This window comes from Pseudomonas sp. ASL7 (assembly GCF_056680375.1).
This window is the reverse complement of sequence record NZ_CM155279.1, coordinates 1,881,257-1,903,800: the sequence shown is the minus strand read 5'-3', so window position 1 is coordinate 1,903,800 and position 22,544 is coordinate 1,881,257. Positions and strand designations below refer to the sequence as shown.

Genomic DNA, 22,544 nt, shown 5'->3' with positions numbered 1-22,544 from the left:
CCGAAGGTAAATTGCCGGTAAAGGCGCTTTGCTTAATAGTCGCCAGTGCTTATCGTTCAGCCTCATGTAAAAGAAGCCCACGCGCCCAATGGTTGATCATTCAATGCAATCCTCCGCTTCCCGCAATCCCCGTCGCTGGCTGTTTGGCCTGCTTGTCCTGTTGGTCATCGCGGGTCTGTGCTGGAAACTCTGGCCCGCCGGCAGCAGCCATAAAGCGGGTGCAGGGCAAAAGGCCGTCGCCGGACATACCGGCAGGTCGGGGTCAATGCGTCCGGGGTTCGGCGGGGCGACCGGGCCGGTCCCGGTGCGTGTGGCACCGGCGGTCAAAGGTGACTTTGCGCTGTACTACAAGGCGCTGGGCACCGTCACGGCGCTGAATACCATCAATGTGCGCAGCCGTGTTGGCGGCGAATTGATGAAGATCGCCTTCGAAGAGGGGCAAATGGTCAAGGCGGGCGACTTGTTGGCTGAAATCGACCCGCGCCCTTACCAAAACGCCTTGCTTCAAGCCGAAGGCACTTTGTTGCAGAATCAGGCGCAATTGAAAAACGCCCAGCTCGATGTCGAGCGTTATCGCGGCCTGTATCGCGAAGACAGTATCGCCAAGCAGACCCTGGACACCGCCGAAGCACTGGTGGGCCAGTATCAGGGCACGGTCAAGACCAATCAGGCAGCGGTAAACGACGCCAAGCTCAATCTGGAATTCACTCAGATCCGCGCACCGATTTCCGGGCGTGTGGGCCTGCGTCAGCTGGACGTCGGCAACCTGGTGGCGGCCAACGACACGACCGCGCTGGCGATCATCACCCAGACCCAGCCGATCAGTGTGGCGTTTACCTTGCCGGAAAACAGCCTGGAAACCGTGCTGGCCCGTTATCACTCCGGTGCAAAACTGCCCGTCGAAGCCTGGGATCGCGGCGATACGAAATTAGAAGCGAGCGGCGTATTGCAGAGCCTGGATAACCAGATCGACGTCACCACGGGCACGCTGAAATTCAAAGCGCGTTACGAAAACCGCGATCAGTCGTTGTTCCCTAATCAGTTCGTCAACGTCCACCTGCTGGCCGATACCCTCAAGAACGTTGTGCTCGCGCCCTCGGCCGCGATCCAGTTCGGCACCAACGGCACGTTTGTCTATGCGCTGGACGGTGACAAGAAGGTCACGATCCGTCAGTTGAAAGTCGGCGCCAGTGACGGCAATAACACGGTGATTATTGAAGGCCTGGCTCCCGGTGACCGGGTGGTCCTGGAAGGCACTGACCGCCTGAAAGAAGGCAGCGACGTGGAAGTAGTGAACGACACTCAGGACGTACCGACCACCCCGACCGGCCACCTGCAGGGTAAATCGGCGGCCGGCGCGACTGAGCCGGCGACCACCGACAAGGCGAAAAAGGGCGGCGCATGAACATCTCGCGGCTGTTCATCCTTCGTCCGGTTGCCACCACCCTGAGTATGCTGGCCATTGTGCTGGCCGGCCTCATCGCTTATCGCCTGCTGCCAGTGTCGGCGTTGCCTCAGGTCGACTACCCGACCATCCGCGTCATGACGCTCTATCCCGGTGCCAGCCCGGATGTCATGACCAGCGCCGTGACCGCACCCCTTGAGCGGCAGTTCGGGCAGATGCCCGGCCTGACTCAAATGGCCTCGACCAGTTCTGGCGGCGCGTCCGTGCTGACCCTGCGTTTCAGCCTCGACATCAACATGGACGTCGCCGAGCAGCAGGTGCAAGCCGCGATCAACGCCGCGACCAATTTGTTGCCCAAGGACCTGCCGGCGCCGCCGGTGTACAACAAGGTCAACCCGGCGGACACCCCGGTGCTGACCCTTGCCATCACGTCCAAGACCATGCTGCTGCCCAAACTCAACGATTTGGTCGACACCCGCATGGCGCAAAAAATCGCCCAGATCAGCGGCGTCGGGATGGTCAGCATCGCGGGCGGGCAGCGTCAGGCCGTGCGAATCAAGGTCAACCCCGAAGCCCTCGCGGCCAACGGCCTGAACCTGTCGGATGTGCGCACCTTGATTGGTGCGTCCAACGTCAACCAGCCCAAAGGCAACTTTGATGGCCCGACCCGGGTCTCGATGCTGGATGCCAACGACCAGCTGACCTCGCCCAAGGACTACGCCAACCTGATCCTCGCCTACGCCAAGGGCGCGCCATTGCGGCTCAAGGACGTGGCAGAGATCGTCGACGGTGCCGAGAACGAACGTCTGGCGGCCTGGGCCAACGAAAACCAGGCGGTGCTGCTGAACATCCAGCGTCAGCCCGGCGCCAACGTCATCGAGGTGGTCGACCGGATCAAGGCGTTGCTGCCGAGCATTACCGACAACCTGCCGGCCGGCCTCGATGTCACAGTCCTTACCGACCGGACCCAGACCATTCGTGCCTCGGTCAAAGACGTGCAACACGAATTGCTCATCGCCATCGCACTGGTGGTGATGGTCACGTTCCTGTTCCTGCGGCGGGCCAGCGCCACGATCATCCCGTCGGTCGCCGTGCCGTTGTCGTTGATCGGCACCTTTGGCGTGATGTACCTCGCGGGTTTCTCGGTCAACAACCTGACCCTGATGGCCCTGACCATCGCCACCGGTTTCGTGGTGGACGATGCAATCGTCATGCTGGAAAACATATCGCGATTTATCGAAGAGGGTGACAGCCCCTTGAACGCGGCGCTCAAGGGCGCCAAGCAGATTGGTTTTACCCTGATCTCCCTGACGCTGTCGCTGATTGCGGTACTGATCCCGCTGCTGTTCATGGCCGACGTAGTAGGGCGCTTGTTCCGCGAGTTCGCCATTACCCTGGCGGTCGCGATCCTGATTTCCCTGGTGGTGTCCCTGACCCTGACGCCGATGATGTGCGCGCGTTTGCTCAAGCGAGAGCCCAAGGAAGAGCAACAGGGGCGTTTTTACCGCGCAAGTGGTGCCGCAATTGATTGGATGATCGCGGCTTACGGGCGCAAGTTAAAGTGGGTTCTCAAGCATCAACCGCTGACTCTGCTGGTGGCCGTGGGCACGTTGGCCCTGACCGTGTTCCTTTACACAGTCGTGCCCAAGGGCTTTTTTCCTGTGCAGGACACCGGCGTGATTCAAGGTATTTCCGAAGCGCCGCAGTCGATTTCCTTTACGGCGATGAGCGAGCGTCAGCAAGCACTGGCCAAGGTAATCCTCGCCGACCCGGCGGTCGAAAGCCTGTCGTCCTACATCGGCGTCGACGGCGACAACGCGACGCTCAACAGTGGTCGCTTGCTGATCAACCTCAAATCCCACAGCGACCGCAACTTGAGCGCGACCGAAGTGATTGCCCGCCTGCAACCGGAACTCGACAAATTGCTCGGCATCCGCCTGTTCATGCAGCCGGTGCAGGACCTGACTATCGAAGATCGGGTCAGCCGCACGCAGTACCAGTTCAGCATGTCATCACCGGACTCGGAATTGTTGAGCCTGTGGAGCGGTCGCTTGGTGGCGGCATTGGCCCAGCGGCCTGAGCTGACCGACGTCGCCAGCGACTTGCAGGACAAGGGGCTGCAGGTCTATCTGGTGATAGACCGCGATGCGGCGTCGCGGGTCGGCGTGTCGGTATCGAATATCACCGACGCGCTGTACGACGCCTTCGGTCAGCGGCAGATTTCCACCATCTACACCCAGGCCAGCCAGTACCGCGTGGTCCTGCAATCGCAGTCCGGCGAGAAAATCGGCCCCAGTGCGCTGAACCAGATCCACGTCAAGACTACCGATGGCGGGCAGGTTCGCCTGTCGAGCCTGGCGCACGTCGAGGAGCGTCAGGCGCAATTGGCGATTACGCACATTGGCCAGTTCCCGGCCGTGATGATGTCCTTCAATCTTGCCCACGGCGTGGCCTTGGGGCAGGCGGTGCAGGTCATCGATCAGGTGCAGAAAGACATCGGCATGCCGATTGGCGTGCAGACCCAGTTCCAGGGGGCGGCCGAAGCGTTCCAGGCGTCGCTGTCGAGCACCTTGCTGCTGATTCTGGCGGCGGTGGTGACCATGTACATCGTGCTGGGCGTGCTTTACGAGAGCTACATCCACCCGATCACCATTCTCTCGACCTTGCCCTCGGCGGCGGTAGGCGCCTTGCTGGCGTTGCTGTTGAGCGGCAATGACCTGGGAATGATCGCAATCATCGGCATTATCTTGTTGATCGGCATCGTGAAGAAGAACGCGATCATGATGATCGACTTCGCCCTCGACGCCGAGCGCAATCAGGGCATAGACCCGGAGACGGCGATCTATCAGGCGGCGCTGCTGCGTTTCCGGCCGATCCTGATGACCACGCTGGCGGCATTGTTCGGTGCGATGCCGTTGATGCTGGCCACCGGTTCCGGCGCAGAACTGCGCCAGCCGCTGGGTTTGGTGATGGTCGGTGGTTTGTTGGTCAGTCAGGTGCTGACGCTGTTCACCACACCTGTGATCTATCTGTATTTCGACCGCCTCGGCCGGCGCTGGGGCCGCAAGTCTGAGTCCATGGAAGCGGTAGAGCAGCCATGAACCTCTCGGGACCTTTCATCAAGCGCCCGGTCGCGACCATGCTGCTGAGCCTGGCGATCATGCTGCTGGGCGGCGTTAGCTTTGGCCTGTTGCCGGTGTCGCCGCTGCCGCAAATGGACTTCCCGGTGATCGTGGTTCAGGCCAGTCTTCCCGGCGCCAGCCCAGAGGTGATGGCCTCGACCGTGGCCACACCGCTCGAGCGTTCCTTCGGCGCCATCGCCGGGGTCAACACCATGAGCAGCCGGTCCAGCCAGGGCTCGACCCGGGTGATTTTGCAATTCGACCTCGACCGCGATATCAACGGCGCGGCGCGAGAAGTACAAGCGGCGATCAACGCCTCGCGCAACCTGCTGCCGAGCGGGATGCGCAGCATGCCGACCTACAAGAAGGTCAACCCGTCCCAGGCACCGATCATGGTGCTGTCGCTGACGTCCGATGTGCTGGAAAAGGGCCAGCTCTACGATTTGGCCTCGACGATTCTGTCCCAGAGCCTGTCCCAGGTGCAGGGCGTCGGTGAAGTGCAAATTGGCGGCAGCTCCTTGCCGGCGGTGCGTATCGAACTCGAACCCCAGGCGCTCAGCCAGTACGGCGTGGCGCTGGACGATGTGCGCAACACCATCGCCAATGCCAACGTGCGTCGGCCCAAGGGGTCGGTCGAAGACGACCAGCGCTTGTGGCAGGTTCAGGCCAACGATCAATTGGAGAAAGCCAAGGATTACGAGTCGCTGATCATTCACTACAACAATGGCGCGGCGCTGCGGTTGAAGGATGTGGCCAAGGTCAGTGACGGCGTCGAGGACCGCTACAACAGCGGCTTCTTCAACGATGACGCGGCGGTGTTGCTGGTGATCAACCGTCAAGCCGGTGCCAACATCATCGAGACGGTCAACGAGATCAAGGCCCAATTGCCGGCGTTGCAAGCCGTGCTGCCGGCCAGCGTCAAACTGAATCTTGCAATGGACCGCTCACCCGTGATCAAGGCTACGCTGCACGAGGCGGAAATGACCCTGCTGATTGCGGTGGCGCTGGTGATTCTGGTGGTGTTCCTGTTTCTCGGTAACTTGCGTGCGTCGCTGATTCCTACCCTCGCGGTACCGGTGTCGCTGGTCGGCACCTTTGCGGTGATGTACCTCTACGGGTTCTCGCTGAACAACCTGTCGCTGATGGCGCTGATTCTGGCCACCGGGTTGGTGGTGGACGACGCCATTGTGGTGCTGGAGAACATTTCGCGGCACATCGACAAAGGCGTGCCGCCGATGAAGGCCGCGTACCTCGGGGCTCAGGAGGTCGGTTTCACGCTGCTGTCGATGAACGTCTCGCTGGTGGCGGTGTTCTTGTCGATCCTGTTTATGGGCGGGATCATCGAAAGCCTGTTCCGTGAGTTCTCCATCACGCTGGCGGCGTCCATCGTGGTGTCGCTGCTGGTCTCGCTGACATTGACCCCGATGCTCTGCGCCCGCTGGCTCAAGCCGCATACGCCCGGTCAGGAAAATCGCCTGCAACGGGCGAGTCAGCGGGCCAACGAATGGCTGGTGGGCAAATACGCCACCAGCCTTGACTGGGTGCTGCGCCACCGTCGCCTGACGTTGCTAAGTCTGCTTGTGACAATTGGCATTAACATTCTTCTGTATGTGGTTGTTCCTAAAACATTTCTTCCTCAGCAGGATACCGGCCAGCTGATCGGTTTCGTGCGTGGCGACGATGGCCTGTCGTTCAACGTGATGCAGCCGAAAATGGAGACTTTCCGCCGTGCCGTGCTCAAGGACGAAGCAGTGGAAAGTGTGGCCGGCTTCATCGGTGGCACCAACGGCACTAACAACGCCTTCATGCTGGTGCGTCTGAAGCCGATCAAGGAACGCAACCTGTCCGCGCAGAAAGTCATCGAGCGGCTGCGCAAGGAAATGCCCAAGGTGGCCGGTGCACAACTGATGTTGATGGCGGATCAGGATCTGCAGTTCGGTGGCGGTCGCGAGCAGACCACGTCGCAGTATTCCTACATCCTGCAAAGCGCTGACCTTGGCGAGCTGCGCCAGTGGTACCCGAAGGTCGTGACCGCGCTCAGGGCCTTGCCGGAGCTGACCGCGATCGATGCCCGCGAGGGACGCGGCGCGCAACAGGTGACCCTGATCGTCGATCGGGATCAGGCCAAACGCCTGGGCGTCGACATGAGCATGGTCACCGCCGTGTTGAACAACGCGTACAGCCAGCGGCAGATTTCGACGATTTACGACAGCCTTAACCAGTATCAGGTGGTCATGGAGGTCGACCCGAAATACGCCCAGGACCCGATCACGCTTAAACAGGTTCAGGTGATCACGGCTGCTGGTGCACGGATTCCGCTGTCGACCATCGCCCATTACGAAAACAGCCTGGAAGATGATCGCGTCAGTCACGAAGGCCAGTTCGCCTCCGAGAGCATTTCCTTCGACATGGCCGAAGGCGTGACCGTGGAGCAGGGCACGGCCGCCATTGAGCGGGCGATAGCCCGGCTCGGCATGCCGGAAGACGTAATCGTGAAAATGGCCGGCACCGCCGATGCCTTCGCCGCGACTCAAAAGAGCCAGCCGTGGATGATTCTCGGTGCGCTGGTGGCGGTGTATCTGGTGTTGGGTGTGCTGTATGAAAGCTACATTCACCCGCTGACGATTCTGTCCACCTTGCCGTCGGCCGGTGTCGGCGCATTGTTGTCGATTTACGCGTTGGGTGGTGAGTTCAGTCTGATCTCACTGCTGGGGCTGTTTTTGCTGATCGGCGTGGTGAAGAAGAACGCGATCCTGATGATCGACCTCGCGCTGCAACTCGAACGCCATCAAGGCCTGGCACCGCTGGAGTCGATTCGCAGTGCTTGCTTGCAGCGTCTGCGACCGATTCTGATGACCACCCTGGCGGCGATCCTCGGCGCGGTGCCGTTGCTGCTTAGCCGTGCCGAAGGCGCGGAAATGCGTCAACCGTTGGGCCTGACCATTATTGGCGGGCTGATCTTCAGCCAGGCGCTGACCCTTTACACCACCCCGGTGGTTTACCTCTATCTCGACAAACTGCGCCATCGCTTCAATAAATGGCGTGGGGTGCGAACCGATGCTGCTCTGGAAACTCCGCTATGACTGACCGTTCGCTTATCAATCTGGCCACCCCGTTGATCGCGGGTCGGGGTTCGCGTTTGCTGAGCCTGGCGCTGTGCGTGGCGATGCTCAGCGCTTGCGCGGTTGGCCCGGACTATCATCGGCCGCAAACCGCCGCGCCGGCGCAATACAAGGAAGCGGCAGGTTGGCGTCAGGCCAGCCCGAGCGATTCCCTGGCACGAGGTGCCTGGTGGGAGCTTTACGGCGATCAGCAGCTCAATGGCCTGATCGAGAAACTCAACAGCGCCAACCAGACGGTCGCCCAGTCCGAAGCGCAATACCGCCAGGCCCAAGCCTTGGTACGCAGCGCCCGTGGTGCATTTTTCCCGACCGTGGACCTGACGGTCGGGAAAAATCGCTCCAGCCAGGGCACCGGTAGCAGCAACTCAAGCCTGACCAGTTCTTCCAGCGGCATTCGTGACACTTACACCGCGCAGGCCGGCGTCAGTTGGGAGGCCGATGTCTGGGGTAAATTGCGCCGTGGACTCGAAGCCGACACCGCCAACGCCGAGGCAAGTTTTGCCGACCTGGCGGCGATGCGTCTGAGCCAGCAATCGCAACTGGTGCAGAACTACCTGCAACTGCGGGTCATCGATGAACAGAAGCGTCTGCTGGAAGCGACGGTCGAGGCCTATCAGCGCTCACTGACAATGACCGAGAACCAGTACCGCGCCGGTGTCTCCGGTAAAAACGCTGTGGCTCAGGCCCAGGCTCAGCTCAAAGGCACTCAAGCGGACCTGGTCGACCTGATCTGGCAGCGTGCCCAATTCGAGAACGCCATCGCCGTTCTGATCGGACTGCCTCCGGCCGAGTTCAGCCTGGCCGAAATCAGGGACATCCCGGCGTTACCGCAGATTCCGCTGAACGTACCTTCGCAGCTGCTGGAACGCCGCCCGGACATTGCTTCTGCCGAGCGCTCGGTGATGGCAGCCAACGCCAATATTGGCGTGGCCAAGGCCGCCTACTACCCGGATCTGACGCTGAGTCTGAACGGTGGCTATAGCAGTAGCACGTATGCGAACTGGTTTAGCCTGCCCAATCGCTTCTGGTCGGTCGGGCCGCAATTGGCCATGACCCTGTTCGACGGCGGCCAGATTTCGGCGCAAGTCGACAGCAGCGTAGCGGCTTACGATCAAACCGTGGCCAAGTACCGCCAGACCGTGCTCGACGGTTTCCGTGAAGTGGAGAACTTTCTGGTCCAGCTCAAGGTGCTGGAAAACGAATCCGAAGTGCGCCAGCAGGCACTGGATGCGGCACGTGAATCCTTGCGTTTGACCCAGAACCAGTACAAGGCCGGGCTGATCGCTTATCTCGATGTGGTGGTGGTTCAGGCTACGGCGTTGAGCAACGAACGCAACATGCTGGACCTGCTGCAAAGTCGCCTGATTGCCAGCGTGCAATTGATTGCGGCATTGGGTGGTGGTTGGGATGGGGCGTTGCAGATGAGCGAAAACGAATAGCCATCGCACCTCAAAACCTTGTAGCAGCTGCCGAGCCTGCGTTCGGCAGCGTAGCTGTCGTGAATTCAGGCGGCGCGGTGTTTCAGGAAGACCGTGTGTGTAGGATTTACGACTGCTACGCAGCCGAACGCAGCCTCGCAGGCTCGGCAGTTGCTACAGGCAATCAAGGGGTCAAACAAGCGTTTCATCAGGTTGATGGCCTTTTGCTAATTTTGTCAGTGCGTTCTTTTGCGCAATCAGTACAATCGCCGCATTTGCCCGCCTGGATTGGACGCCGTAAGGTGGGTGCTTGCGAGAATTCCAATGCTCATCGGTAGCTATTCCTCCACGCTGGTTGTCATCTCGCTCTTTGTAGCGATTCTTGCCTCCTATACCGCGCTCGACCTGACCGGCCGCATTGCCACGGCCAAGGGGCGGGCGGTTCATCTGTGGACGGCGGGCGGTGCGTTTGCAATGGGGGTCGGCGTGTGGTCGATGCATTTCATTGGCATGCTCGCGTTCAAACTGCCCATCGATCTTGGCTACGACCTCAGCATCACGGTGCTGTCGCTGCTGATCGCGATTCTTTCCTGCGGCTTTGCCCTGTGGCTGGTCAGTCAGCCGCGGCTGCCTGCCTGGCAACTGGCGTTCGGCGCGCTGACCATGGGCGCCGGGATCAGTGCCATGCACTACACCGGCATGGCGGCCATGCGCATGCAGCCGGGCATTGATTACGATCCGACGCTGTTCGGTACGTCGCTGTTGATCGCGGTCGTCGCCTCGGGCGCGGCGTTATGGATCGCCTTCCGGCTGCGACAGCACACGCCTTATGTCGGCCTGATCCGCGGCGGCGCGGCGGTGGTCATGGGTTTCGCCATTGTCGGTATGCACTACACCGCCATGGCGGCGGCCCGCTTCCCGGATGGCAGTTTCTGTGGGGCGGCCATCGGCGGCCTGAACGGCAAGGGCCTGGACAGCCTGGTGCTGATCACCACCCTGGCGGTGCTGAGCATTGCCTTGTTGACCTCGATTCTTGATGCGCGTCTGGAAGCCCGCACTGCCAGTCTTGCCGACTCGTTGACCGAGGCTAATCGCGAGCTGACCCAACTGGCCTTGCACGACACCCTGACCGGCCTGCCGAATCGGGTATTGCTGGCCGATCGCATTGATCAGGCGATGTCGAGGGTGCAGGAGCAGGGCGGTTGTTTTGCCTTGATGTTCATCGATCTGGACGGTTTCAAGCCGGTCAACGATGCCTTCGGCCATCACATGGGCGATCAATTGTTGCGCGAAGTCGGCCTGCGACTGCGTGAAGATTTGCGTAGCCAGGACACCCTTGCGCGAATCGGCGGCGATGAGTTTGTGCTGCTGGTGCAACTCGGCGAACAGAACGACGCATTGAGTCTGGCGGCCCGTCAGGTCGGATTGATCGCGCGCTCGTTCCAGGTCGCCGAACATGAGTTGCAGATTTCCGCCAGCGTGGGCATCGCGATTTATCCGGGCAATGGCCAAACCGCCCAGGAACTGCTGATGAACGCCGATGCGGCGATGTATCACGCCAAGGGCGCCGGCAAAAACGGTTACAGCTTCTTTGACGCTTCGATGAACAGTAACGCGCGCAAACAACTGCAATTGCTGCAAGACTTGCGCGCGGCCCTCGATCAACAGCAATTCAGCCTCTATTACCAGCCCAAGTTCGACGCCAGCAACGGCCGGCCGGTGGGTGCCGAGGCGCTACTGCGCTGGGAGCATCCGACCCAGGGCATGTTGCTGCCAGACAAGTTCATCGAACTTGCGGAGAAAACCGGGCTGATCATTCCGATTGGCGAGTGGGTGCTGAACGAAGCCTGCCGTCAGATGCGCGAGTGGTATGTTCTCGGGTATACCGACTGGCGCATCGCGGTCAACCTCTCGGCCTTGCAGTTCTGCCACGTCGGCTTGGTCCAGAGCGTCGCCAAGGCACTGGCCACCCACCGTTTGCCGGCCAACAGCCTGACGCTCGAAATCACCGAAACCACCGCCATGAGCGATGCCGATGCGAGCATGACGGTGCTTCAGGAGTTGTCGGAAATGGGCGTTGACCTTTCCATCGATGACTTTGGCACCGGCTATTCGAGCTTGATGTACCTCAAGCGCTTACCGGCCAACGAGCTGAAAATCGACCGGGGTTTTGTTCGCGATCTGGAACGGGACAGCGATGACGCCGCCATCGTTTCCGCGATCGTCGCCCTCGGCCAGGCGTTGGGCCTGCGAATTGTCGCAGAAGGGGTGGAAACCGACGTTCAGCAGGACTTCCTGACCCAGCTCGGGTGTGACTCGTTGCAGGGTTACCTGCTCGGCCACCCGCTGCCGGCCGACCGGTTCATGGTGGATATTCATCGCGCAGAGCGCTTGGTGACGACTGAAAAATTACCCGTAGCAGCTGCCGAGCCTGCGAGGCCGCGTTCGGCGGCGCAGCCGTCGTAAACCCGGAGAACCAGATCCTCCTGAAACACCACGCTGTCTGATTTGACGGCGGCTGCTACGGGATAAGCCCATGCAAAAAACGGCAATGGCGGTTATTCTTTGCCCCGACCGCTTACGCTTGGAACGGGGGAACGCTCACATGGACAAAGTCATCGTCATTACCGGGGGCAGCCGCGGCATCGGCGCTGCCACAGCCCTGTTGGCCGCCGAACAAGGCTATCGGATCTGCATCAACTATCAGGCCGATGAACAGGCCGCGCAGCGTGTGCTGGAGCAAGTCCGCGCCTTGGGTGCCCAAGCCATTGCAGTACGTGCCGATGTCAGCATCGAAGACGAAGTGATCGGTCTGTTCCATCGCGTGGACACCGAACTTGGCCGGGTCACGGCACTGGTGAACAACGCCGGCACTGTGGGGCATAAGTCCCGTGTCGACGAAATGTCCGAATTTCGCATCCTCAAAATCCTTACAACCAACGTTCTGGCGCCGATCCTCTGCGCCAAGCACGCGATCCTGCGCATGTCGCCCAGGCATGGCGGGCAGGGCGGTAGCATCGTCAATGTGTCGTCGGTCGCCGCACGCCTGGGCGCGCCCAACGAATACGTCGACTACGCCGCGTCCAAAGGGGCGCTCGACACCTTTACCATCGGCCTGTCCAAGGAAGTGGCCGGCGAAGGCATTCGCGTCAACGCCGTACGGCCGGGTTACATCTACACCGATTTCCATGCGTTGAGCGGTGATCCGGATCGGGTCAGCAAGCTAGAGTCGGCGATTCCAATGGCCCGGGGTGGCCGGCCGGATGAAGTGGCGGAAGCGATTGTGTGGTTGTTGTCGGACAAGGCTTCTTATGCGACCGGCACGTTTGTTGATCTGGGTGGTGGGCGTTAGTCCTCAAGATTTGGGTTGTTTGTTCTGGCCTCTTCGCGAGCAGGCTCGCTCCCACAGTGGATGGATGTGAACACAATAATTGTGTATGGCACCAAACCCCTGTGGGAGCGAGCCTGCTCGCGATGGCGATAGACCAGACAGCGCCCCCCTCAGAACGACCGCACAATCCTGCCCAACGTCTCCATCGCCTTTTCCGCCGCCTCATCCCACGGGCTGCCATAGTTCAACCGAATACAATTCCTGAACCGCTGCGTCGGTGAAAAAATCGGCCCCGGCGCGATGCTGATCCCCTGCGCCAATGCCATCTGGAACAACTTCAACGAATCCATCTGTGGCGGCAACTCCAGCCACAAAAAATAACCGCCAGCCGGCTGACTCACGCGCGTCTGCGCCGGAAAGTAACGGGCGATGGCCGCGAGCATTGCGCTTTGCTGTTCTTCCAGTGCGTAACGCAACTTACGCAGATGCCGGTCATAGCCGCCGTGCTGCAAGTAATCGGCAATGGCGGCTTGGGCCGGTATCGAGGCGCAGAGCGAGGTCATGAGTTTCAGGCGTTCAATTTTCTGCGCGTAGCGACCGGCAGCGACCCAGCCGATGCGATAACCGGGCGCGAGGCTTTTGGCGAAGGAACCGCAATGCATCACCAGCCCTTCGGTGTCGAAGGCTTTCGCCGGTTTCGGTGCTTGTTGCCCGTAATAGAGTTCGGCGTAGACGTCGTCTTCGATCAGCGGCACTTGATGGCTGCGTAACAGCGCCACCAGTTCCTGTTTCTTCGACTCGGACATGGTCGCGCCCACGGGGTTCTGGAAACTGGTCATGCACCAGCACGCCTTGATCGGGTGGCGTTCGAGCGTCTGGGCGAGTACGCCAAGGTCAATGCCATCACGCGGGTGCACGGGAATTTCCACGGCTTTGAGTTTCAGCCGTTCCAGTATTTGCAGGCAGGCGTAGAACGCCGGGGCTTCGATGGCCACCAGGTCGCCAGGCTCGGTCACCGCTTGCAGGCACAGATTCAGGGCTTCGAGGGCGCCATTGGTGATCAGCAGTTCTTCCATGGGCAGCATCAGGCCACCGACCATGTAGCGCAGGGCGATTTGCCGACGCAGTTGCGGGTTACCCGGCGACATGTCGGTGACGACCATGCGCGGGTCCATCTCCCGGGAAGCGCTCGCCAAAGATCGCGACAGCCGCTGCAAGGGAAACAGGGTCGGGCTGGGGAACGCCGAGCCGAAGGGGACGGTGTTCGGGTCCTTGATGGAGTCGAGCACCGAGAACACCAGTTCGCTGACGTCGACTTCGGTGGATTCGTTGACCTGGCTGCTGATCACCGGCTCCGAAAACGGGCTCGGTGCATGCGCGTTGACGAAGTAGCCGGAACGCGGCCGGGCGCGGATCAACCCGCGACGCTCGAGCAGGTAATAGGCCTGGAACACCGTGGAGGGGCTGACCCCGTAGGTCTGACTGGCGTAGCGAACCGAAGGCACGCGCTGGCCAGGGCCGAGGACACCGGAGCGGATCAGTTCAGCGATGTCGTCGGCGAATTTTTCGTAGCGTTTCATCGAGTGCCTGGATTGATTTCATTCTGGAAGATCGAGTCGCCTTTTTTCGCGAGCAGGCTCGCTCCCACAGGGGCCGCGTGTTTCTTGTGGGAGCGAGCCTGCTCGCGAATGGCAGCACCGCAGTCTAAGGGATCAACGATTCATCGGCGCCACAAACCGGCTTTTCGCCACGCTATAAATACCCGGCTCATCACTGTCGACAATCTTGAAGCTGATCGTCTGCGAGCTGCTGCTCGGCCGCTGCGCCGTCATCGCCACCGACACAGGCACATCCACAATTTCACCGGGTGCAAGGCTCAGTTCAGTCTTGCCTTGCAGCTGGAAGCCGTCGCCATCCACCAGGCTCAGCCGGTAGTCCTGACGTTGCTGGGTTTTGTTGATGACCTTCAGGCTGTAGATGTTTTCGATCTGTCCCTGACTGTTCTCGCGGAACAGACCCCGGTCCTTGCTCACATCCAGCGACACCATCGGCCGTTCCACCAACGCCAATGCAAGCGCCCCGATCATCAGCAACAGCAAGGCGCTGTAGCCGATCAGTCGTGGGCGCAGCAGGCGAGTCTTGCCTCCCTGCAACTGATGCTCCGAGGTATAGCTGATCAGCCCTCGGGCGTAGCCCATTTTGTCCATGATCGAATCACAGGCATCGATGCACGCCGCACACCCGATGCACTCCATCTGCAAACCGTCGCGAATGTCGATGCCGGTCGGGCAGACCTGCACGCAGAGCTGGCAGTCGATGCAATCGCCAAGGCCGGCTTCGGCGGGCTTAACCTCACGTTTACGCGGACCACGGTTTTCGCCGCGGGCGACGTCGTAGGAAATGGTCAGGGTGTCTTTGTCGAACATCACACTCTGGAACCGTGCATACGGACACATGTGCATGCACACCGCTTCACGCAGCCAGCCAGCATTGATGTAAGTCGCGCCGGTGAAGAACAGCACCCAGAACAGGCTGACACCGCCCATTTGCAAGGTCAGCAGCTCTTCGGCCAGCGGCCTGATCGGCGTGAAGTAACCGACGAAGGTCAGGCCGGTCAGCAGGCTGATGGCCAGCCACAGCGTGTGCTTGGCCGAGCGGCGCATCAATTTGTTCAGGCCCCAGGGCGCGGCTTGCAGCTTGATACGCTGGTTGCGCTCGCCCTCGGTGATTTTCTCGCACCACATGAAGATCCAGGTCCACGAACTCTGCGGGCAGGTGTAACCGCACCAGACTCTGCCGGCAAACACGGTGATCGCAAACAGGCCAAACGCAGCAATGATCAGCAGTGCCGACAACAGAATGAAATCCTGCGGCCAGAAGGTCGCGCCGAAGATGTGGAATTTGCTTTCGCTAAGGTCCCAGAGCACCGCCTGGCGACCGCCCCAGTTCAACCACACCGTGCCGAAGAACAGCAAAAACAGAAACCCCGCGCCGCTCATGCGCAAGGTACGGAACAGTCCGGTGAAACTGCGGGTGTGGATCAGGTTGTCGCTGGACTTGGCCTTCATTTTTGGACGCGAAGGCTCAAAGTTCTGTACTAAAGGGGCGCTTTCAACTATTCGGACGGGGATTCTATCGCTCATGGTCTTTCGCTCATCAGCCTCCATCAGGCCAGAGCACTATGAGCGGCGATCTGTTTGCATAACAGACTCAGGTATTGCAATAAAAAGCGGATCAGATGAGCGCTGATCCGCTGCCTGCGACAAGTTGATGCACCCGCTATTGCAGGACACGGGTGCCTAAATCAGGCACCGGCGAGTGTTACTGATCTGCATCCGTCAAATCACCGAACCACTGTCGCTAGCCTTCAAATGTTTACGACCGTCAACGGCGCCTGCTACGGTCAATGCGTCGGCTTCTGCTTCGGTAATGTAAAAGCGCTGGCCGTTGATTTCCACCGCGGACATGGCTTTTTCCGAGTCGGTGATGATGGTCACGTCGGGACACAAACGAATTTCTTCGCCGTCCTCGGTGATGAAGAAGCAGGCCTGGTTTTCGATGCGCACGGTCATAGAGAGGTCCTTTTTTCTGCGGGTTCTACAGTGTTAGGGCGCATCCGCCGGACATCGTTCTGTGCAACTGATTAATGGTCGGCGCGGGCCATTCTCAATCCACCTTTCACAGGACAGCATCATGAGCGGCTGGTGGTATGGGGGTTGGGTGACTCAGCAAGCTCTAAAATGTGTTCCTTTGTCCCGGTGTCTAAAAGCTCATGCTGGCTAAAGTCGGTATCACACATTTCCAGCTCCTTGAAGATTGAGCTTCTTGGGGATTTTTCTGAAAGGCTACGTTTCGTATGGAAGTAAAGGAGTTCGTAGTTGACGTTTTTCAAAGTGAGGCCAGCCGTCAGTCAGTCGTCCACGGTTGAGCGCATTTCTCTGTGCGCTCGCACTTTCTGTGAAGCTGTTGACTCTGAAAAATAGTGTCGTCATGGCTGACTACGCTCACGGCTGGAGAGGGAGCGGCTATATAGGGGCATCCGACGCATGTGCGTAAAGTAAGGGAAGGGGTGCAAAAGCCACTATCGGATGGGGACTACAGCTTTTCAGGAAAAGTCATTCAGTTTTTATTTCGATCGTTCCCATGTGCAGCAAAGGAGCGCAGCCAGCGACACGTGGCGTCTCATCCGAAGTTCAGACTCGGAACGTCCGATTTTGCATCCTTTGCTGCTTTAGGGATCGATCAACTGTCTTCATTCCGGATTCACAATCACCGGCGGCACTGCACTTGGCGGTTCCTCCCGCGGCGGCGCGGTCGTGCCCGGCGGGTCTTGCTCCGGCACGGGTTGCGGCTCCGTTGGCGGGACGGTGGGTTGATCGATGTTCGGATCCGGTGTTTCCGGTGGGATCGGAATACTCATTGTTAAAGCCTCCGGGTGGCACATGGCGTAAGTCGTGCTTAAGTAGGTTGACCACTGCGCGAAGGAATTGATTCCCCTGTGGCTCCAGGCAAATCCCTGTGAACTTTTACCTCCGCCTGCCGCTCCGAACCTAAGTGAGTTTTTTCACGGAACATCAGACACAAGAGCGTCCATTGGGCGTAAAGGAGAGATGCTCGATGACTGCTGAAAAACCGACAGAGCTGAATTACAACCCTCATATGCCGCTGTCGCAGGCGTTGCTGCTGCCGCGTATCGTGATTGAAAACACCCTGCCAACCCTTGATGGCGGGCAGTTTGCCGTTAAGGCCGTGGTCGGTCAGGACGTGGTGGTGACCAGCAAGGTGTTTGCCGATGGTCACGACAAATTGGCAGTGCGCATCCGCTGGCGCGCCGAGGGCGATGAGACCTGGCACAGCGAAGTGATGAGCGACCTCGGCAATAACGGCTGGCAAGGCCAGTTCCGTGTGGTGCGCCAGGGCCGTTATGTGTTTTGCATTGAGGCGTGGATCGATCAGTTCGCCAGTTTTTGTTATGAGCTGGAAAAAAAGCACGCGGCGCGGGTACCGGTCAGCCTTGAACTGCAGGAGGGGCGAACCCTGGTGCAACAGGCGGCCGAGCGCACGGATGGCTCGCTGAGCGAGGATCTGGCGGCGTTGCACCTTGAACTGGCCGGGCTGCTCGAAACCGAGCAGGTCGCGCTGTTTCTGCACCCGCATAGCGCGGAGCTGATGGCCCAGGCTAATCATCGTGCCTACGTGAGTCTCAGCCCCGAGTATCCACTGGAGGTCGAACGGGAACTGGCGCAGTTCGCCAGTTGGTATGAATTGTTTCCGCGCTCGATCACTGACGATGCGGCTCGCCATGGCACTTTCAACGACGTGCATTCGCGGCTGCCGATGATCCAGGACATGGGCTTCGATGTCCTTTACTTCCCGCCGATCCACCCGATTGGTCGCAGCTACCGTAAAGGCCCGAACAACTCCCTGACTGCCGGCCCGGACGATCCGGGCAGCCCCTACGCTATCGGCAGCGAAGAGGGTGGGCATGAAGCGATTCACTCGGAACTGGGGACCCGCGAAGATTTTCGCAAGTTGGTGGCGGCTGCGGCTGACCATGGCCTGGAAATCGCCCTCGATTTCGCGATCCAGTGTTCTCAGGATCACCCGTGGCTCAAGCAGCATCCTGGCTGGTTCAACTGGCGGCCGGACGGCACGATCAAATACGCCGAAAACCCGCCGAAAAAGTATCAGGACATCGTCAACGTCGATTTCTACGCCGTCGAAGCGATCCCCAGTCTTTGGGTCGAATTGCGCGATATTGTGGTGGGGTGGGTCGAAGAGGGCGTGAAGCTCTTTCGCGTCGATAACCCTCACACCAAACCGCTGCCATTCTGGCAGTGGTTGATCGCGGATGTGCGAGCGCTGTACCCCGACGTGATTTTCCTCGCCGAAGCCTTCACCACGCCGGCGATGATGGCGCGGTTGGGTAAGGTTGGTTATTCCCAGAGCTACACCTACTTCACCTGGCGCAATACCAAGTACGAACTGGCGACGTATTTCACCGAACTCAACGAGTCACCGTGGCGTGAATGCTTCCGCCCGAACTTCTTCGTCAATACCCCGGACATCAACCCGGCGTTTTTACATGAGTCCGGCCGTGCGGGATTTTTGATCCGCGCGGCGCTCGCGACCATGGGCTCCGGTTTGTGGGGCATGTATTCAGGCTTTGAGCTTTGTGAGGCCGCGCCGGTGCCGGGCAAAGAGGAATACCTCAACTCGGAAAAGTATGAAATCCGTCCACGGGACTTCAACGCGCCGGGCAACATCATTGCCGAGATTGCTCAGCTCAATCGCATTCGCCGGCAGAACCCGGCACTGCACACGCATTTGGGCCTGAAGGTCTATAACGCCTGGAACGACAACATTCTGTATTTCGGTAAACGCAGCGCGGACGGCAGCAACTTCATTCTGGTGGCGGTCAGTCTTGATCCGCATAACGTTCAGGAAGCGAATTTCGAATTGCCGCTGTGGGAAATGGGCTTGCCTGATGACGCCAGCACCCAGGGCGAAGACCTGATGAACGGCCACCGCTGGACGTGGCACGGCAAGTACCAGTTCATGCGGATTGACCCGGCATACCTGCCGTTCGGGATTTGGCGTATCACTGTCTAGACGCACGACCCGTAGGAGCGAGCTTGCTCCGGGCGGCGTTCCGACGATAAACCTGAGAGCGCCTCGGTGTATCAGGCTTGGCGCGTTATCGTTGAAAAATTTCGCGAGCAAGCTCGCTCCTACAGGGTAATCATCGCGTTTGAAGCAGGTGATCGGCTCAGAGGCTTTTTCGAATTCAACAGGAGTTTCAAATGGCGAAGAAACCCAAGGCAGCCGCCTTCATAAAGGACCCTCTCTGGTATAAGGATGCGGTGATCTACCAGGTTCACGTTAAGTCTTTTTTCGACTCCAACAATGACGGGATCGGCGATTTTCCCGGTCTTATCGCCAAACTCGATTACATTGCCGATCTGGGCGTCAATACCATCTGGCTGTTGCCGTTTTATCCGTCGCCACGTCGCGATGATGGTTACGACATCGCCGAATACCGTGGCGTACACGCCGATTACGGGACCATGGCCGACGCCAGGCGCTTCATCGCCGAGGCGCATAAACGCGGCCTGCGGGTGATTACCGAACTGGTTATTAACCACACCTCGGATCAACACGCCTGGTTCCAGCGTGCGCGCAAAGCCAAAAAAGGCTCGGCGGCGCGGGATTTCTATGTCTGGTCTGATGACGATCAAAAGTACGACGGCACCCGCATCATCTTTCTCGACACTGAAAAGTCCAACTGGACCTGGGACCCGGTGGCTGGCCAATACTTTTGGCACCGGTTCTATTCCCACCAGCCCGACCTGAATTTCGATAACCCGCAAGTCATGAAAGCGGTGTTGTCGGTGATGCGCTACTGGCTCGACATGGGCATCGACGGCCTGCGCCTGGACGCGATTCCGTACTTGATCGAGCGCGACGGCACCAACAACGAGAACCTCCCCGAGACCCACGACGTCCTCAAGCAGATTCGTGCCGAAATCGACGCCAACTACCCGGACCGCATGCTCTTGGCGGAGGCCAATCAATGGCCGGAAGACACGCAGTTGTATTTCGGTGACACCGATGCCAAGGGCTTGAACGGCGACGAGTGCCACATGGCGTTCCACTTCCCGTTGATGCCGCGCATGTACATGGCGCTGGCCCAGGAAGATCGCTTCCCGATCACCGATATTTTACGGCAGACCCCGGAAATCCCCGCCAATTGCCAGTGGGCGATCTTTCTGCGCAACCATGATGAGCTGACCCTGGAAATGGTCACCGACAAGGAGCGTGATTACCTGTGGAATTATTACGCGGCTGACCGTCGTGCGCGGATCAACCTGGGCATCCGCCGCCGCCTTGCACCGTTGATGGAGCGCGACCGCCGCCGTGTGGAACTGCTCAACAGCCTGCTGCTGTCGATGCCCGGCACGCCGACCCTGTATTACGGCGATGAAATCGGCATGGGTGACAACATCTACCTTGGCGACCGCGACGGCGTGCGTACGCCGATGCAGTGGTCGATCGATCGTAACGGCGGCTTTTCCCGCGCCGACCCGGCGAGCCTGGTGCTGCCGCCGATCATGGACCCGCAATACGGTTACCTGTCCGTCAACGTTGAAACCCAGGCCGGCGACCCGCATTCGTTGTTGAACTGGAACCGACGCATGCTCGCCGTGCGCAAGCAGTCCAAGGCCTTCGGGCGCGGCACGCTGAAAATGCTGTCGCCGAGCAATCGACGGATTCTGGCCTACACCCGGGAATTCACCGGGGCAGACGGCAAGCACGAAATCATCCTGTGCGTGGCTAACGTATCGCGTAGCGCGCAGGCGGCGGAGCTGGATCTGTCGGCTTTCGTCGGCATGGTGCCGGTGGAAATGCTCGGCGGTAATGCCTTCCCGCCCATCGGCCAGTTGAATTTCCTGCTGACGCTGGCGCCTTACGGCTTCTATTGGTTCGTGCTGGCCGCTGAAAACCAGATGCCAAGCTGGCACGTCGAACCGGCGCAAAGCCTGCCGGACTTCACCACGCTGGTGTTGAAAAAACGCATGGAAGAGCTGCTCGAAGCGCCGTCGCGGGGCATGCTCGAGCAGGGTATCTTGCCGAGCTGGCTGCAGAACCGCCGCTGGTTCGCGGGAAAAGACGCGGATATCGAGCAGGTCAGCATCGCTTACGGCGTGCGTTTCGGCGATCCACTGCACCCGGTGTTGCTCAGTGAAATCGATGTCACCAGCGGCGGGCAGACCAGCCGCTATCAGCTGCCGTTTGGCTTTATTTCCGAAGATCAGGTCGGTGCGGCGTTGCCACAACAACTGGCGCTGTCGCGGGTTCGGCGCGTGCGCCAGGTCGGTTTGATCACCGATGCGTTTAGCCTGGAAACGTTTATCCAGGCGGTATTGCAAGGCATGCAGGCCGACACGGTATTGCCATCAAGTGCTGGCGAGATCCGTTTCGAACCGACTGCAGAGCTGGCAAAACTGGGCCTGACGGGCGAGTCCGAAGTGCGTTATCTGTCCGCCGAACAGTCCAACAGTTCGGTGGTGATCGGCAACAGCCTGGTGTTGAAACTGATCCGTAAACTGGCCACGGGCATCCACCCGGAACTGGAGATGAGCGCGTATTTGACCCATGCCGGTTACCGCAATATTTCGCCGTTGCTGGGGTCGGTGGTGCGCCACGACACGGCGGGAGATGGGACGCTGTTGATGATCGCCCAAGGCTATTTGAGCAATCAGGGCGACGCCTGGGAGTGGACGCAAAACAACCTCGAACGGGCGTTGCGCGATGAATTGGCTGACGCCGTGTCGGAACAGGAACAGCACTACAACGCGCTAGGCGAGATGAAGGACTTTGCGAGCATGCTCGGCCAGCGCCTCGGTGAAATGCACCAAGTGCTGGCAGCGCCCACCGATAATCCGGACTTCGCCCCCCAAGTGACCACGCCAAAAGACGCACTGGCCTCGGCCAAGGCCGTCGCTGCGCAACTGGAACATGCACTGAAGTTACTCAAGCAGCATCAAAACGAACTGAACCCGACAGACAAAGCGCTGGTCACTCGTTTAATGGATAACAAAAAAGCCATCCTCAGTCATGTGCAGGAGCTGGGCAAAAAAACGGCCGGTGGATTGCGCATTCGCGTCCATGGCGATCTGCACCTGGGGCAAGTGCTGGTGATCAAGGGCGATGCTTACTTGATCGACTTTGAAGGCGAGCCGGCACGGCCGTTGCACGAGCGAAGAGGCAAGCACAGCCCGTATAAAGACGTGAGCGGGGTGTTGCGTTCCTTCGATTACGCGGCGGCAATGACGATCAACGTGCAGAATGTCGATAACACCGCCGATGCACGGGCCGCTCGCCAGCGCGTCGCTGACCGTTATTTAAGTGAGGCGCGACAAGCATTTATCGACGCTTATCGGCTGGCGGCAGCTAGTCTTGCTCATGCATGGCAAGATCCTGAAGGTGATGACGCCGCGCTGGCGTTGTTCGGTCTGGAAAAGGCAGCGTATGAGGTGGCGTATGAGGCTGAGAATCGCCCCACGTGGCTGCCTGTGCCGTTGCATGGTTTGTTTGGATTATTGAGTGGGCTTAAACCCTTTTCCGATCTTGGTGGAGAGTAGT

12 protein-coding genes are annotated in these 22,544 nt (G+C 59.6%); 8 read left to right on the top strand and 4 right to left on the bottom strand.

Features of this window, described 5'->3' with window-relative positions; translation table 11 throughout:
- Positions 1–88: 88 nt before the first annotated feature.
- From AC1MDT_RS08635 to AC1MDT_RS08610, 6 genes are all read left to right on the top strand, one after another.
- Complete coding sequence (locus AC1MDT_RS08635) at positions 89–1,405, top strand: MdtA/MuxA family multidrug efflux RND transporter periplasmic adaptor subunit (protein ID WP_480421624.1); 1,317 nt, start codon at positions 89–91, stop codon at positions 1,403–1,405.
- Positions 1,402–4,506, top strand: a complete 3,105-nt coding sequence (locus tag AC1MDT_RS08630) for an MdtB/MuxB family multidrug efflux RND transporter permease subunit (RefSeq protein WP_480421623.1) — start codon at positions 1,402–1,404, stop codon at positions 4,504–4,506. The genes AC1MDT_RS08635 and AC1MDT_RS08630 overlap by 4 nt, the downstream gene beginning before the upstream one ends.
- Positions 4,503–7,610 (top strand): efflux RND transporter permease subunit, encoded by a 3,108-nt coding sequence (locus AC1MDT_RS08625; RefSeq protein WP_480421622.1) that lies wholly within the window; start codon positions 4,503–4,505, stop codon positions 7,608–7,610. Before AC1MDT_RS08630 ends, AC1MDT_RS08625 begins: the two co-directional genes overlap by 4 nt.
- Complete coding sequence (locus tag AC1MDT_RS08620; protein ID WP_480421621.1) at positions 7,607–9,088, top strand: efflux transporter outer membrane subunit; 1,482 nt, start codon at positions 7,607–7,609, stop codon at positions 9,086–9,088. Before AC1MDT_RS08625 ends, AC1MDT_RS08620 begins: the two co-directional genes overlap by 4 nt.
- A gap of 303 nt (positions 9,089–9,391) precedes the next feature.
- Complete coding sequence (locus AC1MDT_RS08615; protein ID WP_480421620.1) at positions 9,392–11,533, top strand: putative bifunctional diguanylate cyclase/phosphodiesterase; 2,142 nt, start codon at positions 9,392–9,394, stop codon at positions 11,531–11,533.
- Positions 11,534–11,672: 139 nt separating this feature from the next.
- Positions 11,673–12,419, top strand: a complete 747-nt coding sequence (locus tag AC1MDT_RS08610) for an SDR family oxidoreductase (protein ID WP_480421619.1) — start codon at positions 11,673–11,675, stop codon at positions 12,417–12,419.
- Positions 12,420–12,568: 149 nt separating this feature from the next.
- Here AC1MDT_RS08610 and mapR read toward each other — a convergent pair whose 3' ends face one another.
- From mapR to AC1MDT_RS08590, 4 genes are all read right to left on the bottom strand, one after another.
- The gene (mapR, locus tag AC1MDT_RS08605) at positions 12,569–13,978 is read right to left on the bottom strand and encodes a GntR family transcriptional regulator MpaR (RefSeq protein ID WP_480421618.1); all 1,410 of its coding nucleotides are present in this window, start codon (positions 13,976–13,978) and stop codon (positions 12,569–12,571) included.
- A gap of 132 nt (positions 13,979–14,110) precedes the next feature.
- The gene (gene ccoG / locus AC1MDT_RS08600) at positions 14,111–15,541 is read right to left on the bottom strand and encodes a cytochrome c oxidase accessory protein CcoG (RefSeq protein ID WP_480421617.1); all 1,431 of its coding nucleotides are present in this window, start codon (positions 15,539–15,541) and stop codon (positions 14,111–14,113) included.
- A gap of 195 nt (positions 15,542–15,736) precedes the next feature.
- A complete protein-coding gene (locus AC1MDT_RS08595) occupies positions 15,737–15,970 on the bottom strand; it encodes a DUF3203 family protein (protein WP_480421616.1) in 234 nt (77 codons plus the stop codon).
- A gap of 680 nt (positions 15,971–16,650) precedes the next feature.
- Positions 16,651–16,818, bottom strand: coding sequence for a hypothetical protein (locus AC1MDT_RS08590; RefSeq protein WP_480421615.1), 168 nt, complete (start codon positions 16,816–16,818; stop codon positions 16,651–16,653).
- Positions 16,819–17,015: 197 nt separating this feature from the next.
- Here AC1MDT_RS08590 and AC1MDT_RS08585 point away from each other — a divergent pair, with 197 nt between their 5' ends.
- Both AC1MDT_RS08585 and treS read left to right on the top strand, forming a co-directional pair.
- The gene (locus AC1MDT_RS08585) at positions 17,016–19,010 is read left to right on the top strand and encodes an alpha-1,4-glucan--maltose-1-phosphate maltosyltransferase (protein ID WP_480421614.1); all 1,995 of its coding nucleotides are present in this window, start codon (positions 17,016–17,018) and stop codon (positions 19,008–19,010) included.
- Positions 19,011–19,201: 191 nt separating this feature from the next.
- Positions 19,202–22,543, top strand: coding sequence for a maltose alpha-D-glucosyltransferase (gene treS, locus AC1MDT_RS08580; RefSeq protein ID WP_480421613.1), 3,342 nt, complete (start codon positions 19,202–19,204; stop codon positions 22,541–22,543).
- Position 22,544: the final 1 nt, after the last annotated feature.